Genomic DNA, 15988 nt, shown 5'->3' with positions numbered 1-15988 from the left:
CCGGGCCTCCCTCATACGGAAACGGGGGAGTCAATGTGGAAGTTGCAGTCCGGACACATGTCGGGATGAAAAGGCGCATCAATGAAGACCGGACCGGCCTCTTCACGAGGGAAGGCGGCAGGTTCCTGCTGGCGGTCGTCGCCGATGGAATGGGCGGCCACAACGGCGGGGACACGGCAAGCCGGATGGCAGTCGAGGGACTGGAGAAAGAGTTCGGAAAAGCTGACATGACGGTTCTCGGTACAGCCGACGGGCGAGCCGAATGGCTCACAGGAGTCACAGAAAGACTGAACCGTGCCCTGCTGGACCATGCACAGTCGAATGAGGAGTGCCGGGGCATGGGAACGACGCTTGAAGCGGCGGTTATAACGGGGATTGACGTGACTTTGTGCCATATCGGGGACAGCAGGACATATCGGCTGTCGCCGGATGGCTTTGAACAAGTGACGAAGGACCACTCACTGGTCAATCTGCTAGTCGAATCCGGTGAGATCACCGAAGAGGAAGCCCGTGTTCATCCGAAGCGTAATTTCATCATGAAAGCGCTCGGCACGGACGACCGTGTGGAGCCGGACATCATCCCCATCCGGCTGCCGGAAGGGAGCGCGCTCCTGCTCTGTTCCGACGGCCTGAGCAATAAGCTGGGGGCAGAGGAAATTGCAGAAACCGTAAACGGGGCCGGAACAGCGGACGATCGTGCGGACGCACTCGTCGACCTGGCCAATCAGCGGGGCGGGGAAGACAACATTTCCGTCATCCTGATCGACAACAATGTCCGGGAAGGTGATGCCGGATGATCGGAAAACGGATCAGCGGACGCTATGAAGTGCTCGGCCTGCTCGGAGGAGGCGGCATGTCCACCGTTTACCTTGCGCAGGACATCATCCTGGATCGCCCGGTAGCGATCAAAGTCCTCCGCCAGGATTTCTCCGATGAGGATGAGTTGAGGAAACGTTTCCAGCGGGAAGCATTATCCGCCACTTCACTCGTCCATCCGAATATTGTCAACATCTATGACGTGGGAGAGGATGGAAATTTACAGTATCTGGTCATGGAGTACGTGGAGGGCCAGACACTAAAGGAATACATCAAGGAACAGGCCCCGCTTGCTCCGGCGGAAGCTGTGGAAATCATGAAGCAGCTTTGTTCAGGTATCTCGGCTGCCCATTTGCACGGCATCATCCACCGGGATGTCAAGCCGCAGAACATCCTGATGGACCACTCCGGCCAGGTGAAGCTTACAGATTTCGGGATTGCGATGGCGCTTTCGGCGACCGCGCTGACCCAGACCAACTCGGTGATGGGAACGGTCCACTATCTCTCGCCCGAACAGGCGCGGGGCGGAATGGCCACAAAGCGGACCGACATTTATTCACTCGGCATCGTCCTGTTCGAGATGCTGGCTGGAAAACTGCCGTTCTCCGGTGAGTCAGCCGTTTCCATTGCGCTGAAGCACCTGCAGGAAGAGACACCTTCGGTACGTGCGCTCAGGCCGGAGATCCCCCAGAGCCTGGAAAATGTCATTCTGAAGGCGACGTCCAAAGACCCGGCGGTCCGCTATCCGTCGGCGGAATCCATGCTCCGGGATTTGCATACAGTCCTTGACCCGGAACGTGCGGACGAAGGGGCGTTTGAGCCTCCGCCAATCGACGAGGATGCCACGAAGGCGATTCCGATCATCACCGATATGCCATCATCCGAGCGGACAATCGAGCCGAAACCGGTCTCTCCGCCTCCGGAACCGCCCGAAGAGGCGCCGGCCAAGCCAAAGAAAAAGCGGAAAAAATGGCCTTATGTATTGAGCGGAATCATCCTGCTCGTCCTGATCACCGGAATCGTACTTTATATGACAGGTGTGATCGGCACGAGGCAGGCCGAAGTTCCAGATGTCAGCGGCATGACTGTCGAAGAGGCATCCGCGGAGCTTGAACAGGCCGGATTCCTCGCGGGAGAGACGAGCGAAGAAAATTCGGAGGATATCGGGGAAGGGACCGTCATCCGGACGAGCCCGCAGGCCGGACGTGTCCGCGATGAGGGTGAAACCATCAGCTTGGTGGTCAGCCTCGGTCCCGAGACCGTCGATCTGACCGACTTCACCGGCAGGGATTATGATTCTATCTCCGGTGTCATCGAAGATTACGGCTTCCGCGATGTGGAGGTCCGTGAAGAGTTCTCGGAAGAGGCGTCGGGGACGATCATCAGCCAGGATCCGGAAGCGGGCGAGGAGATCGCCCCTTCCCAAACGGATCTTGTGCTGACAGTCAGCAAGGGTGTAGAGATGATCAAGACTGAAGATTTGTCGGAGTATGATGAGCAGCAGCTGAATGATTATGCAAAGCGGTCCGGATTCAACATCCGTATTGTTGCCGAAGAAGCATCCGGCAACATCGAGGCCGGCCGGGTGATCTCTCAGGAGCCGGCAGCAGGAACCGAGCTCGAAAAGGGCGGCACGATTGAAGTCGTCCTGTCAAAAGGCCCTCAGGCAAAACCGATGAAGACGTATATCCAGGCCATCACCATTCCGTACGAGCCGGTGGAAGAGGGCGCTGAACAGGCTGTAGAAATCTACATCCGCGATAATTCGCGCACAATGGAAAAGCCGGCCGAATCTTTTGCAATCACTACCGACGAGACGAGACGCATCCGGCTGGAAATCAGTGAAGGGCAGACCGGGGCCTACCGCATCGTCCGTGACGGAGAAACAATAGATGAAGCAACAATTCCATATGAGTAATCGCAGTTGCATGGCAGTGATTCGGAAAGGGAAGGTGAAAGTTTGAAACATGGCCAGATCCGCAAGGCATTAAGCGGGTTCTACTATTTATACGACCAGGGGGAGACAGTACGGAGCAAAGGCCGCGGGGTCTTCAGGGTAAGAGGTGTCACGCCGCTTGTCGGAGACCTTGTGGATTATGAAAAAGACGGCGAGAATGATGCGGTCATCGTGAATGTCCATGACCGCAAAAACGAGCTTGTCCGGCCCCCGATCGCCAACGTCGACCAGGCACTCCTTGTTTTCTCAGTGAAGGAGCCGAACTTCTCGCCAAAACTCCTTGACCGTTTTCTGGCAGTCATCGAGTCTTACGATGTAGAGCCGGTTATCATCATGACCAAGACCGATCTCCTGGATGATGGCGGGCGGGAGAAGATCCGGCGGTACAAAGAATACTACCGGAGCATCGGATATACGGTCCTTGAAACCAGTATCGGCGACGGATCGGTCGCTTCCGAACTCGGCCCGATCATTGAGGGGAAAACGTCTGTGCTGACCGGACAGTCGGGTGTAGGCAAATCAACGCTTTTGAACACACTTATGCCGGAGCTGGAACTGAAAACGGATGAAATATCCGACTCTCTCGGCAGAGGACGGCACACGACCCGCCATGTTGAACTGATCGAGTTCGCGGGTGGGCTGGTAGCCGATACCCCGGGCTTCAGCTCGCTCGACTTCGACCATATCGAGAAAGAGGATCTGGCGCGCTGTTTCGCCGAGTTTGCAGAGCTGTCCGAGAACTGTAAGTTCAGGGGATGCCTGCATCTGAAGGAGCCGAAATGCGCAGTGAAGTCGGCAGTGGAATCAGGCGAAGCCGAACAGTTCCGATATGACCACTACATTCAGTTCCTGCAGGAAATCATAGACCGAAAGCCGAGGTATCCATCATGATTAAAATTGCACCCTCCATCCTATCTGCGGACTTTGCACGGCTCGCCGAAGAAGTCAGGGAAGTGGAAAAAGCAGGGGCCGACTATATCCATATTGATGTTATGGACGGTCAGTTTGTCCCGAACATCACGATGGGCCCGAATATCGTCAAGGCCCTGCGTCCAGTCACCACACTTCCGCTGGATGTCCATCTGATGATCGCGGATCCAGACCGCTTTATCGGCGACTTTGCGGAGGCCGGCGCAGACATCATCACCGTACACGCGGAAGCGTGCACGCACCTTCACAGGACTGTTCAGCTGATCCGCTCCTACGGCGTGAAAGCCGGTGTTGTCCTGAATCCGCACACGCCTCATGAGGTGCTCGAGTATGTCATCGATGATCTCGATATGGTGTTGCTCATGACTGTCAATCCGGGGTTTGGCGGACAGTCGTTCATCAGAGAAGTCGTGCCGAAGATTTCTAAGGTGTGCGCCATGATCCGCGCTCGCGGCCTCTCCACCGAAATCGAAGTGGACGGCGGAATTACGGCGGATACAATCGCGGAGTGCGCCAAGGCGGGCGCAAATGTCTTCGTTGCCGGATCTGCAATCTATAACAAGGAAGACCGGGCAGCGGCGCTCGCAGCGATTCGCGAAGCCGGAGTTTCCGCACTCCAGTGATCCGTGAAGCGGTCGTCGTGGCAGGCGGCCCGGCACCTGTCATTGAAGTGGCCAGTACGGAGGCGAAAACCGTATATATCGGGGCCGACCGGGGAGCGCTCCGCCTCGTTCGTCTCGGCATCCGGCCTGCCATTTCCGTCGGAGACTTTGATTCCGTCACAAAAGAGGAGTTTGCAGAGATTGCGGCATCTTCCTGCCGGGTGATCCGTGTTGAGGAAGAAAAGGACGAGACTGATACGGAATTGGCCCTTGCCGGCGCTGTCCGGATGAATCCGGAAGTGATCACGCTCACCGGCGTGACAGGCGGACGGCTGGACCACTCCCAATCAGCGCTGCATGCAGTTTACCGCATGCAGAAAAAGTATCCGGAAATTGGCTTCAGGATACTTGACCCTGAAAATGAACTGCGCTTTCTCCTGCCTGGTACCCATGTGCTGGAGAAAAGCGGTGCTTATCGGTACATTTCATTTTTTTCTTTTGGAGGCCCGGTAACGGGGATGACTCTGAAGGGGTTCAAATATGAAGTGGAACAGGCGAAGATCCTCCCGGGCGCGACGATGTTCACCAGTAATGAACCCGGCAGCGGGGAAGGTACTATCTCGTTCGAGACAGGCATATGTTTGGTTGTAAGAAGCACCGATGCCTGAAAGGAGCGGACAAAATGAGAGTGTACACATTCCAGCTGCCCAAAATGGTGAGCAGCTTTGCGCGCAAGTGCCTGACGCTTTTCCAGCGTGAGGAACGGAAGCCGGTTGCGAAGAAGAAAAAACGGAGAAAAAGCAAAATGCCGAGCTGACTCAGGTCAGCTCGGCATTTCTTTTTGCGATATTTAACAGGTCAGACGCGCTGGACTTTACCGGATTTCAGAGCACGTGCGGAAACCCATACGCGCTTCGGCTTGCCGTCAACCATGATGCGCACTTTTTGAAGGTTGGCACCCCAAGTGCGGCGGTTCGCGTTCATCGCGTGGGAGCGGTTGTTGCCGGCGCTTGCTTTGCGGCCTGTAATAACACATTTTTTAGGCATGTTTTTCCCTCCTCTTCGGTGAAGATGAAGACGGAATCCCGTCTGTTCGTCATCTCACATACTAAAATAATTTAGCACAGATCAGCCGCTGATGCAACAGGTTTAAAGTATCCATCAAGAAAAAACACTTTACAGCCTTTTTCATGAGTATTCGGGGGAGCCGGTGCATCTTTTCTAATCACGGGCAGTAGTGTACAATGACGGTAGCCAAAATGGACTTCACGGGAGGCGTTACCATGTCGATCGGACTGAAAAATGAATTCGGCACTATTGATATTTCGAATGATGTGATCGCTCAGGTGGCCGGGGGCGCAGCAGTTGAGTGCTACGGAATTGTCGGGATGGCATCCCGACACCAGATCCGGGACGGCCTGACCGACATCCTCCGCAAAGAAAACTTCACAAGAGGTGTGATCGTCCGGTCTATCGGAGAAGATCTCCATATCGACATGTATGTCATCGTCGGCTATGGTGTGAAGATTTCGGAGGTCGCATACCAGGTCCAATCCAAGGTGAAATATACATTAAGCAAACAATTGGGAATGACGGTCAGCTCCGTCAATATTTTTGTCCAGGGAGTCCGCGTGACGAACCTGTAAAAGGAGGAAGCGAACGTTTATGAAAGAATTAGATGGACATCGATTTGCGGAAATGGTGATGATGGGCTCCCATCACCTTTCCAATAATGCGGATTTCGTCGATTCGCTCAACGTCTTCCCCGTGCCGGACGGCGATACGGGGACGAATATGAATCTGTCCATGACATCGGGTTCAAAAGAGGCGGAACAGGCGGCCAACGCCCATATCGGCAAAACTGCCCAGGCCCTTTCCAAAGGCCTGCTCATGGGAGCACGGGGGAATTCGGGCGTGATCCTGTCCCAGCTGTTCCGCGGTTTCGGCAAGGCGATCGAAGAAAAGGAGACGCTGGATGCGAAAGAATTCGCAGGCGCTTTCCAGGCGGGTGTGGACACCGCCTATAAGGCCGTCATGAAGCCGGTGGAAGGCACTATCCTTACCGTCGCGAAAGACGCAGCTAAAGCAGCGGTCGAGTCCGCTGAAACAGAATCAGACATCGTTAAAGTGATGGAGGCGCTGACCGACGAGGCAAAAGCCTCCCTGAAGAGAACACCGGATCTGCTTCCGGTCCTCAAGGAAGTCGGTGTCGTTGACAGCGGCGGCCAGGGGCTTGTATTTGTCTACGAAGGATTTCTCGCCGTGCTCAAGGGAGAAGAACTTCCGGCGGTCACCGACCGGACATCCATGGATGACCTTGTCAGCGCAGAGCATCACAAAAGCATCCAGGGCTTCATGGATACATCCGAGATTGAATTCGGATATTGCACGGAGTTCATGGTGCGTTTTGAGGAAGAAAAAACTGCCGGCAATCCGTTTGACGAGTCGAGGTTCCGTGAAGACCTCAGCGCTTACGGGGATTCGCTTCTTGTGATTTCTGACGAAGAGATCGCCAAGGTACATATCCATTCCGAAGACCCCGGTGAAGTCCTTTCCTACGGCAAAAAGTACGGCAGCCTGATCAAGATAAAGATCGAAAACATGCGGGAGCAGCACACGGCGATTCTTGAAAAGGACGAGCCTATGCAAAAATCTGCCGCACCAGCCAAACATCCGTATGCCATCATCACTGTATCGATGGGGCCGGGGATTGCCGAACTATTCCGCAGCATCGGTGCTTCCTATGTCATCGAAGGCGGCCAGACGATGAATCCGTCGACAGAAGACATCGTCAAGGCAATCAGGGAAGTGGGCGCGGAGCGCGCGCTGATTCTCCCGAACAACAAAAACATCATCATGGCTGCAGAGCAGGCCGCGGAAGTGGCCGGCATCGAAGCGGCAGTGGTCCCGACGAAAAATGTTCCGCAGGGACTTGCGGCCATTCTCGCCTTCAACCCGGAGGCGCCGGTCGCGGACAATGCGGAATCCATGACGGAAGCATTCGCGCATGTGCGGACCGGTCAAGTGACAACGGCGGTCCGGGACACTACAATTGACGGTGTGGAAATCCGAAAAGGATCGTTCATGGGCATGGCTGACGGCAAGATCATCAATTCCGATGCCTCCCTCAGCACTGTAACCGAGTCTCTTATTTCGGATATCGTAGACGAGGACACGGAGATTGTGACCCTCCTCTACGGTGAAGGGACCACACGCCAGAGTGCAGATGACCTCGCCGGATATATCGAAGAACAGTATCCGGATGTGGAAGTGGAAATCCACGAAGGAAAGCAGCCGCTATACCCGTACATCATCTCAGCAGAGTGAACCATGCGCACCGGGATCACCGGTGCGCTTTTTTCAGAGAAAAGGAAAGCGTTTGCAGGAAAGCGAACGTGTGTTTTGAGAAAAGTCACGAAATCATGTAAAATAGGGGAAACGTCCCGAAGGAGGACTTGAGCTTATGAAATTCAGATCGGTTTTTGATATTATCGGCCCGGTCATGGTCGGGCCTTCATCATCGCATACCGCAGGAGCGGCAAGGATCGGACGGGTGGCAAGGTCCCTGTTCGGACGCCAGCCGGCCTGGGCGGAAATCCGGCTTTACGGATCGTTTGCGGAAACATATATGGGACATGGCACAGATGTTGCCATCATCGGCGGCCTGCTCGACTACGATACAGACGACGAGCGGATCCGCACGGCTTTCCAGGAAGCCGGGCGCGTCGGGCTGAAATACGAGTTCATCACGGTAGACGAGGAGCCGGAGCATCCGAACACGGCTCGTGTCCGCATCGGGGATGCCGACGGCGAAATGGAGCTTACCGGTATCTCGATCGGCGGCGGAAAAATGGAAGTGACGGAGCTGAACGGATTCACACTCAGGCTCACAGGCCATTATCCGGCACTGCTGATCGTCCACCACGACCGCCCGGGTGTCATCGCGAACGTGGCTAATTCCCTGGCGGCAGACGGTATCAACATTGCCCATATGGAATGCGGACGCAAAGAAAAGGGAGAAATGGCGCTGATGGTCATCGAGGTCGACCAGGTTATCACCGACTCCATGATCCGGCTTATCTCCGATCTTGACAATGTGACGCAAGTTTCGATACTAGCAGACTGATAAGGAGGCATCCCCAGTGGATATTTTATTTTCTACGGTTAAAGAACTGGTCGGGCTTGCGGAAAAATCCGGCAGGCCGATTTCCGAGATAATGATCGATCAGGAAATGCGTATCACTAAGCGCTCGCGTGAAGAAGTGGTCGCCCAGATGGAGCGCAACCTGGAGGTCATGGAAGAGGCGATTGAAAAAGGGCTGGAAGGCGTCCGCTCGACATCGGGACTGACCGGCGGCGACGCGGTGCTTATTCAGAACTACATCAAGAGCGGAAAGTCGCTTTCGGGCAACCTGCTTTTGGACGCGGTGAGCAAAGCGGTCGCCACCAACGAGGTCAACGCCGCAATGGGCATGATCTGTGCAACGCCTACGGCCGGTGCTGCCGGAATCGTTCCGGGCACGCTGTTTGCCGTTAAGGACAAGCTGAACCCTACCCGCGAGCAGATGATCAACTTCCTGTTCACATCAGGGGCATTTGGATTCGTCGTGGCGAACAACGCATCAATCTCCGGGGCCGCCGGCGGCTGCCAGGCCGAGACAGGTTCTGCCGCTTCCATGGCCGCCGCTGCGATCGTGGAGATGGCGGGCGGCACGCCTCAGCAAAGTGCCGAAGCGTTCTCCATCGTGATGAAGAATATGCTCGGACTTGTGTGCGATCCTGTAGCCGGCCTCGTGGAGGTCCCTTGCGTGAAGCGGAACGCCATGGGCGCCGCAAAAGCGCTTGTCGGCGCCGATATGGCTCTCGCCGGCGTCACCAGCGTCATTCCTACCGATGAAGTGATCGCGGCCATGCACCGGATCGGCCAGTCGATGCCGTCCGCGCTGCGCGAAACGGCAAAAGGAGGCCTTGCCGCGACACCGACGGGCAAGCGCCTGGAAGCGGAGATCTTCGGAAAGAAGGCTGAAGAAAGTGTGGTTGACTGAGCCTGTCAATTCTTTGAAAGGCATTGGAAAAGAAGCCGCGAAATCCCTTGAGAATCTCGGTGTCCGGACGGTTGGTGACCTCGTCATGATGTTCCCTTACCGCCATGAGGATAACCGTCTCAAGGATTTAGCGGAAACGCCCCATGAAGAACGGGTGACGATTGAAGGAAGGGTCGAAAGCGAGCCTTCCGTTTTCTTTTCCGGAAAAAACAGATCGAGGCTCCAGATCCGCCTTCTTGCGGGACATCATCTCGTAAAAGCGGTTTTCTTCAATCAGCATTACCTTAAGCATCGCCTTACACCCGGCATGACGGTAACCGTGACCGGCAAATGGGATCGCGGACGGCAGACCATTAACGTGAGTTCGTTCAAGGAGGGGCCCAAGCAGACCGGCGAGGATTTCGAGCCGGTCTACAGCCTGAAGGGCGGGATGCATCAGAAAACGATCCGCCGCTACATCCGGGCCGCCCTCGATGCGGTGAGCGGCGAGCTGCCGGATCCGATGCCGGCTGAACTTCTCGAACAGTACAAACTGCCCGGTATTGCAGAAGCGCTGGAAGGCATGCATTTCCCGCGCGATGCAGAACATGTGAAGCACGCACGCCGGCGGTTTGTGTACGAAGAATTCCTCGGCTACCAGCTGAAGATGCAGGCGATCAAGAAAGTCAGGAAGGAAGCGGGCAAGGGGACTGAACTCCATTATGACCTCGACCGGTTAAAGGTGTTTATCGATTCCCTGCCGTTCGAGCTCACTGGCGCACAAAAGCGGGTCGTCAATGAATTGTGCGCAGAGCTGAAAGAGCCGGTGCGGATGAACCGGCTTCTTCAGGGAGATGTAGGATCGGGCAAGACGGCTGTGGCAGCGATCGCGCTATACGCGGCCATCACAGCCGGTGCCCAGGGGGCGCTCATGGCGCCGACCGAGATTCTTGCTGAACAGCATGCGCAGACTCTGGCCGATTGGCTGGAACCCTTTGGTGTCCGGATCGCACTGCTTTCGGGTTCCACCAAGGCGAAAGCGCGCCGCATCATCCTAGAGAAGCTCGCGGAAGGCGAAATTGACCTCGTCATCGGCACACATGCACTGATCCAGCCTGACGTCAATTTCAAGAAGCTCGGGCTTGTCATCACTGATGAGCAGCACCGCTTTGGCGTGCAGCAGCGCCGCATCCTTAAGGAAAAGGGCGGAGACCCGGATGTCCTGTTTATGACGGCGACACCGATTCCAAGGACGCTTGCGATCACGGCGTTCGGCGAAATGGATGTCTCCATCCTCGATGAGATGCCTGCCGGCCGCCAGCCCATCGAAACCTACTGGACAAAACGCGAGGCGCTCCCCGCTGTTCTGAAACGGATGGGCAGGGAACTGCAGGAGGGCCGCCAGGCATACGTCATCTGCCCGCTGATTGAAGAGTCTGACAAGCTGGACGTCCAGAATGCGGTCGACATGTACGAACAGATCCGCCAGTACTTTGGCGGCAGGTTCAATGTCGGCCTCATGCATGGGCGCCTGCACCCGGATGACAAGGAAGCGGTCATGCGCGAATTCTCCGAAGGCGGCCTTCATGCGCTCGTCTCCACGACGGTCGTCGAAGTCGGCGTGAACGTCCCGAACGCTACCTTCATGGTCATCTCCGATGCCGAACGTTTCGGCCTTGCGCAGCTTCACCAGTTAAGAGGGCGTGTCGGCCGGGGTGCCCACAAATCTTATTGTGTGCTCCTCGCCGATCCGAAGACGGAAATCGGCAAAGAGCGGATGCAGTCGATGACAGAAACGACCGACGGTTTCCGTCTTGCGGAAAAGGACCTGGAGCTTCGGGGCCCCGGAGATTTCTTCGGGAAGCGACAGAGCGGCATGCCGGACTTTAAGGTGGCGGACCCCGTTCATGACTATCGTGCGCTGGAAACTGCACGCCGTGATGCCGAACGGCTGATTGCTTCGGAGGCGTTCTGGAACGGCCCTGAATACGAAACTCTCCGGACGGTGATTGAGCAGTCCGGTGTACTGTCCGACGAACGGATCGACTGAATCGAATCCGTCCGCCGGATTTTTTTCGTCAGCCGGCGGGGCAAACTTCACAAGCATGGTTGCAATCTGCCCTAGCTGTTTTATATACTCATATTAGTACCAAGTGCTAAATCCGGTGGTGAAAACATGAAATTACAGAAACGAGAGCGCCAGGCCCGCCTGTCATCATTGCTGGAGGAGAACCCGCTGCTCACGGACGGAGATCTTGCCGAACATTTCGGCGTCAGTGTCCAGACCATCCGGCTCGACCGGATGGAAAAGGGAATTCCCGAACTTAGGGAGCGCCTGAAGGATGTGGCGGTCCGGTCGCTCGATGATGTGAAGTCGCTGCCGATTGATGAGGTGATCGGGGACATCATCGATATCGAATTGGACAAGCGTGCGGTGTCAGTGTTTGACGTCACCAAAGATCATGTGTTCCAGCGCAACGGTATCGCGAGGGGCCATCACCTGTTCGCTCAGGCCAATTCCCTGGCTGTGGCAGTTATCGATGACGAACTGGCGCTCACTGCCCAATCATCTCTGAACTTCATCAAACCGGTGAGGGCGGGAGAGCGGGTTATTGCCAAAGCGGCGGTCCGGCCTGGTGACCGGCCCCGCAGAACGGTCGTCGAAGTCATTTCCACGGTAGGTGACGAGCCTGTTTTCACCGGAACGTTTGAAATGTACCGGACCCACGAGAGCGGAAAAGAGGGACATTCATGATCATAGCAGTAGACGGTATGGGGGGCGACCATGCCCCTCAGGCGGTTGTCGAAGGCGTGCGGCTTGCACTGGAGGCATTTCCGGACATCCGGATAAAACTGTACGGAGACTCCAGCCGCATGGAGCCGATAATCGGGACGCATGAACGGCTTGAGATGATTCATTGCACAGAAAAAATTGAAGGTGAAGACGAACCTGTCCGCGCCGTCCGGCGGAAAAAGGATTCTTCCATGGTCCGTATGGCGCAGGCCGTCCGCGACGGTGAGGCCGATGCCGGCGTCAGCGCAGGCAATACGGGTGCACTCATGGCTGCGGGCCTATTCGTTGTCGGCCGCCTGGATGGAGTCGATCGGCCGGCGTTGGCACCAACTCTTCCTACACTTGACGGCAACGGGTTTGTCATGCTCGACATGGGGGCGAATGCGGATGCAAAGCCCCAGCATCTGGCACAGTATGCGATCATGGGAAGCATTTATGCGGAACAGGTCAGGGGCATCCAAAATCCCCGGGTCGGACTGCTCAATATCGGGACCGAGGAAAACAAAGGAAACGAATTGACGAAAGAGGCTTACGGGCTGATAGCGGCTTCCCCGGTCAACTTTGTGGGGAATGTTGAAGCGAGGGACCTGCTGAATGGTGTTGCTGATGTTGTCGTAACCGATGGCTTCACCGGCAATATGGTGCTGAAGACCATCGAAGGGACCGCCCAGGGGCTTATGTCCATGATTAAAGACGCCTTTATGTCCAGCGGGAAAGGGAAGATCGCGGGCCTGCTCGTCAAGGACGGACTCAGAGACCTGAAAAAGAAGATGGATTATACAGAGTACGGCGGCGCAGGCCTTTTCGGCCTGAAAGCGCCGCTGATCAAGGCACACGGCTCCTCGAATGCAAATGCCGTCATGAACGCCATCCGCCAGGCCAGGACCATGGCCGGCCACGGCGTGACGGAGCGGATCGGGGAGACGATCGGAAGGATGGGGGAACATGAGTAAGATTGCATTTGTCTTTCCCGGCCAAGGTTCGCAGAAAGTCGGCATGGCCTCGGAATTCATCAGCGAAGACGCCGGATACAAGAACTTCGGTAAAGAAGCGGACAGCCGCCTCGGAATCGGCCTGAGCAGCCTCATGCAGGAAGGCCCTCAGGAAGAGCTGACACTCACCTATCATGCGCAGCCTGCGCTTCTGACTGCGGGTGCAGTGATTGATGCTGCTCTCAAAGAAGCGGGCATCCGCCCGGACTTTTCCGCCGGGCACAGCCTTGGTGAATATACGGCCCTTGTCTCTGCCGGGGTCCTTTCATTCGGAGATGCGGTGGAGACGGTCCACCGGAGAGGCTTGTACATGAACGAAGCCGTTCCGGCCGGTGAAGGGTCTATGGCCGCCATCCTGGGACTTGGCGCTGAAGAGCTCAAGCGCGTGACGGATGATGTGACAGAAGAAGGGCATCCGGTGCAGCCGGCAAACTTGAACTGCCCCGGCCAGATTGTCATCTCCGGCAGCAAGCGCGGCGTCGAACTGGCTTGCGAGTCGGCGAAAGCTGCAGGCGCCAAGCGGGCGATACCGCTGGATGTCAGCGGTCCATTCCACTCTTCACTCATGAAGCCTGCCGCACAAAAATTGCAGGCACAGCTGGATTCAGTCGGTTTCGCGGATGCGGACTTCCCGGTCATTGCGAATGTCACCGCAGAACCAGTCCGGGATCCGGAGAACATCAAAAAGATGCTCGTTGAGCAATTGTATTCACCCGTACGCTGGGAGGAATCCGTCCGTAACATGCTGAGCCTTGGCGTTACCCTCTTTATCGAGTGCGGCCCTGGCGGTGTGCTTTCCGGCCTGATCCGGAAAATCGACCGTTCGGCGAAGGTCCTCAGAGTTGAAGACATGGATTCACTGAACAAGGCCGTCGAGACGGCGAAAGGATGGTCTTAAATGGGTAAACTCACCGGCAAATCGGCAATTGTGACGGGCGCTTCCCGCGGTATCGGCCGTGCAATCGCCATCGCTCTTGCTAAAGAGGGTGCGAAGGTCACCGTGAACTACGCGGGCAGCGAAGACAAGGCCGCTGAGACGGTCCGGATGATCGAGCAGGCAGGCGGGGAGGCAATTGCCATCCGCGCTTCGGTAAGCAGTGCGGAAGACGTCAAGCAGCTGGTCGACGGCACGGTGGAACGATTCGGTTCTGTCGACATCCTCGTCAACAATGCCGGCATTACGAGGGACAATCTCCTGATGCGCATGAAGGAAGAGGAATGGGACGATGTGCTGTCGACCAACTTGAAAGGTGTCTTCCTTTGCACAAAGGCTGTCGCGAGGCCGATGATGAAAAAAAGGTCCGGCACGATCGTCAATCTGGCATCCGTCGTCGGAGTCGCCGGAAATGCGGGACAGGCCAACTACGTTGCCGCAAAAGCGGGCGTCATCGGCCTGACCAAGACGGCGGCCAAGGAACTTTCCGCGAGAGGCATCCGGGTCAACGCGGTTGCGCCCGGGTTTATCACAACGGACATGACGGACAAATTGCCTGCCGAAGTAAAAGAAGGCATGCTCGGCCAGATTCCACTCGGCAAACTTGGAGACCCTGATCATGTGGCGCGTGCCGTTGTCTTCCTTGCTTCGGAGGATTCCGCCTACATCACGGGGCAGACTCTGCATGTGGATGGCGGTATGGTCATGTAACCCCTTGTCCCCGGGCCGGTCGCCTGTCATACTGATTGAGTGGCCGGAAAAGCACGACGCGGACCGGTAAACGGACTCCCCCGCGAGAGGAGGTGAACATATTGGCAACTGTACTGGAACGTGTGACAAAGGTGATCGTCGACCGCCTCGGCGTCGATGAAAGCGAAGTGAAACCTGAAGCATCCTTCCGTGAGGACCTCGGTGCGGATTCCCTTGACGTCGTTGAACTCGTTATGGAGCTTGAGGATGAATTCGATCTTGAGATCTCCGATGAAGATGCTGAAAAAATCGGGACTGTCGGTGACGCAGTCTCTTATATCGAAGAAAAGACCGCATGATCGGTTTTGAAGAGGCAGGCGGGCAGTCCGGGGACGGGCGGCCGCCAGCCTCTTTTGCCATTTTGCGTTACCCTGCAGAAAGGGGTAAACTTAGCATATATCTTATCCATAACGGAAAGGCAGATCTGATGACTATGAACAAAAAAGAGCGACACCATAAGAAAGGTTCCTACCCGGAATCTGTCCATAAGCGATTTGCCGATTTCGAGGAAACGATCGGCTTCACATTCAGTGACCCGACTCTTCTGTACCGCGCGTTTACACATTCCTCCTATGTGAACGAGCATCGCAGAAGGATCCATGATGACAATGAACGGCTTGAATTCCTGGGGGATGCCGTCCTGGAACTGTCCGTATCCCGTTTTTTATTTGAAACCTATCCATCCATGAGCGAAGGCGAACTGACCAAGCTCCGCGCAGCGATTGTCTGCGAACCTTCTCTCGTCCAATTTGCGGACGAGCTGGGCTTCGGCCGCTATGTTCTGCTCGGAAAAGGCGAAGAGCAGACAGGCGGCAGGACACGTCCGTCGCTTCTGGCCGATGTGTTCGAAGCCTTTGTCGGCGCGCTTTATCTCGATAATGGATTCGACAAAGTCGTCGAATTTCTCGAACGGATCGTCTTCCCGAAAGTGGAGGTCGGTGCTTTTTCCCATGTGATGGATTATAAAAGCCAGCTCCAGGAAATGGTGCAGCAATCATCCAGCGGACAGCTCCAATACCAGATTGTCGACGAGAAAGGGCCTGCGCATGACCGCATCTTCGTTTCGGCCGTCACAATCAGCGGCGAGGAACTGGGGCGCGGTGAAGGCAAGTCGAAAAAAGAGGCGGAACAGCTGGCTGCCCGCCACGCCATCAGCGAGCTGAGGAAAACCGAAGGGCAGGCGGAATGA

18 protein-coding genes are annotated in these 15988 nt (G+C 56.1%); 17 read left to right on the top strand and 1 reads right to left on the bottom strand.

Features of this window, described 5'->3' with window-relative positions; genetic code table 11:
- The first annotated feature begins 35 nt into the window (after positions 1-35).
- The 6 genes from BMX91_RS01205 to spoVM are packed head-to-tail and all read left to right on the top strand — an operon-like array spanning position 36 to position 5122.
- Complete coding sequence (locus BMX91_RS01205; protein WP_092049021.1) at positions 36-797, top strand: Stp1/IreP family PP2C-type Ser/Thr phosphatase; 762 nt, start codon at positions 36-38, stop codon at positions 795-797.
- A complete protein-coding gene (pknB, locus tag BMX91_RS01200; RefSeq protein WP_092049019.1) occupies positions 794-2734 on the top strand; it encodes a Stk1 family PASTA domain-containing Ser/Thr kinase in 1941 nt (646 codons plus the stop codon). Before BMX91_RS01205 ends, pknB begins: the two co-directional genes overlap by 4 nt.
- Before the next feature lie 42 nt (positions 2735-2776).
- Positions 2777-3664: a ribosome small subunit-dependent GTPase A gene (gene rsgA, locus BMX91_RS01195; RefSeq protein ID WP_092049017.1), complete on the top strand. Its 888-nt coding sequence runs from the start codon at positions 2777-2779 to the stop codon at positions 3662-3664.
- The gene (gene rpe / locus BMX91_RS01190) at positions 3661-4326 is read left to right on the top strand and encodes a ribulose-phosphate 3-epimerase (RefSeq protein WP_092049014.1); all 666 of its coding nucleotides are present in this window, start codon (positions 3661-3663) and stop codon (positions 4324-4326) included. The genes rsgA and rpe overlap by 4 nt, the downstream gene beginning before the upstream one ends.
- Positions 4323-4973, top strand: coding sequence for a thiamine diphosphokinase (locus BMX91_RS01185; protein WP_245744192.1), 651 nt, complete (start codon positions 4323-4325; stop codon positions 4971-4973). The genes rpe and BMX91_RS01185 overlap by 4 nt, the downstream gene beginning before the upstream one ends.
- A gap of 14 nt (positions 4974-4987) precedes the next feature.
- Positions 4988-5122: a stage V sporulation protein SpoVM gene (gene spoVM / locus BMX91_RS01180; protein WP_092049012.1), complete on the top strand. Its 135-nt coding sequence runs from the start codon at positions 4988-4990 to the stop codon at positions 5120-5122.
- Positions 5123-5163: 41 nt separating this feature from the next.
- On the opposite strand, the gene rpmB is transcribed toward spoVM, so the two are convergent.
- A complete protein-coding gene (gene rpmB, locus BMX91_RS01175) occupies positions 5164-5352 on the bottom strand; it encodes a 50S ribosomal protein L28 (RefSeq protein ID WP_008297256.1) in 189 nt (62 codons plus the stop codon).
- A 236-nt stretch (positions 5353-5588) separates the two neighbouring features.
- Between rpmB and BMX91_RS01170 the strand changes: the two genes are divergently transcribed.
- From BMX91_RS01170 to rnc, 11 genes are all read left to right on the top strand, one after another.
- On the top strand, positions 5589-5951 hold the full coding sequence (locus tag BMX91_RS01170) for an Asp23/Gls24 family envelope stress response protein (protein WP_092049011.1): 363 nt from the start codon (positions 5589-5591) through the stop codon (positions 5949-5951).
- 19 nt (positions 5952-5970) lie between these two features.
- Positions 5971-7632 (top strand): DAK2 domain-containing protein, encoded by a 1662-nt coding sequence (locus tag BMX91_RS01165; protein ID WP_092049010.1) that lies wholly within the window; start codon positions 5971-5973, stop codon positions 7630-7632.
- 136 nt (positions 7633-7768) lie between these two features.
- Positions 7769-8431, top strand: a complete 663-nt coding sequence (sdaAB, locus tag BMX91_RS01160) for an L-serine ammonia-lyase, iron-sulfur-dependent subunit beta (protein WP_092049008.1) — start codon at positions 7769-7771, stop codon at positions 8429-8431.
- 16 nt (positions 8432-8447) lie between these two features.
- Entirely contained in the window at positions 8448-9350 is a 903-nt protein-coding gene (sdaAA, locus tag BMX91_RS01155; RefSeq protein WP_092049006.1) for an L-serine ammonia-lyase, iron-sulfur-dependent, subunit alpha, read from the top strand.
- A complete protein-coding gene (gene recG / locus BMX91_RS01150; protein WP_285858878.1) occupies positions 9343-11379 on the top strand; it encodes an ATP-dependent DNA helicase RecG in 2037 nt (678 codons plus the stop codon). Before sdaAA ends, recG begins: the two co-directional genes overlap by 8 nt.
- 126 nt (positions 11380-11505) lie before the next feature.
- Entirely contained in the window at positions 11506-12084 is a 579-nt protein-coding gene (gene fapR, locus BMX91_RS01145) for a transcription factor FapR (protein ID WP_092049000.1), read from the top strand.
- On the top strand, positions 12081-13076 hold the full coding sequence (gene plsX, locus BMX91_RS01140; RefSeq protein ID WP_092048998.1) for a phosphate acyltransferase PlsX: 996 nt from the start codon (positions 12081-12083) through the stop codon (positions 13074-13076). The genes fapR and plsX overlap by 4 nt, the downstream gene beginning before the upstream one ends.
- The gene (fabD, locus tag BMX91_RS01135; RefSeq protein WP_092048996.1) at positions 13069-14013 is read left to right on the top strand and encodes an ACP S-malonyltransferase; all 945 of its coding nucleotides are present in this window, start codon (positions 13069-13071) and stop codon (positions 14011-14013) included. The genes plsX and fabD overlap by 8 nt, the downstream gene beginning before the upstream one ends.
- Complete coding sequence (gene fabG, locus BMX91_RS01130; protein WP_092048994.1) at positions 14014-14760, top strand: 3-oxoacyl-[acyl-carrier-protein] reductase; 747 nt, start codon at positions 14014-14016, stop codon at positions 14758-14760.
- 101 nt (positions 14761-14861) lie between these two features.
- Positions 14862-15098 (top strand): acyl carrier protein, encoded by a 237-nt coding sequence (gene acpP / locus BMX91_RS01125; RefSeq protein WP_008297236.1) that lies wholly within the window; start codon positions 14862-14864, stop codon positions 15096-15098.
- A gap of 128 nt (positions 15099-15226) precedes the next feature.
- Entirely contained in the window at positions 15227-15988 is a 762-nt protein-coding gene (rnc, locus tag BMX91_RS01120; protein WP_092050687.1) for a ribonuclease III, read from the top strand.

This window comes from Bhargavaea ginsengi, assembly GCF_900109165.1.
GTDB classification, from domain to species: domain Bacteria; phylum Bacillota; class Bacilli; order Bacillales_A; family Planococcaceae; genus Bhargavaea; species Bhargavaea ginsengi.
This window is presented reverse-complemented; position numbering and strand designations above follow the sequence as displayed.